The organism is Megasphaera sp. MJR8396C (assembly GCF_001546855.1).
In the GTDB taxonomy this organism is placed as follows: Bacteria; Bacillota; Negativicutes; order Veillonellales; family Megasphaeraceae; genus Megasphaera.
Map to the genome: position 1 here is coordinate 57,191 of NZ_KQ958195.1, position 676 is coordinate 57,866.

1 CRISPR repeat array is annotated in these 676 nt (G+C 46.6%).

The annotated features are described in order from the left end of the window. Positions 1-613: direct repeats of the CRISPR family, unit length 29 nt; unit sequence TCCCCTTACGGGGAAATGGGTAATACGAC. Positions 614-676: the final 63 nt, after the last annotated feature.

Consider the following 676-nt stretch of genomic DNA (forward strand, 5'->3'; position numbering starts at 1 on the left):
TCCCCTTACGGGGAAATGGGTAATACGACTTCTATAAAAATCTCGGAGAGGCGTTAGATAACGCTGTTTCAGTCCCCTTACGGGGAAATGGGTAATACGACTCGTTGAAGTGCAATCCTTTTGGTGGATACACGTAAGTTTCAGTCCCCTTACGGGGAAATGGGTAATACGACTCGAAAATCCGTCGACAATTACAGGTATCAAATGGTGGTTTCAGTCCCCTTACGGGGAAATGGGTAATACGACCTGTAACGACTGTAACACCTGGATGGAAGTCGACGAGTTTCAGTCCCCTTACGGGGAAATGGGTAATACGACTCGAAAATCCGTCGACAATTACAGGTATCAAATGGTGGTTTCAGTCCCCTTACGGGGAAATGGGTAATACGACAGAAAAACAATCCGTTTTATGGTTATCGTGCTAACGTCAGTTTCAGTCCCCTTACGGGGAAATGGGTAATACGACTCGAAAATCCGTCGACAATTACAGGTATCAAATGGTGGTTTCAGTCCCCTTACGGGGAAATGGGTAATACGACACGTGACAACTCATTTTCGCGTATCATGCTCGATGCGGGTTTCAGTCCCCTTACGGGGAAATGGGTAATACGACACGCATAACGTCATTGCCGTTATCGGAAAGACAGACGAGTTTCAGTCCCCTTACGGGGAAATG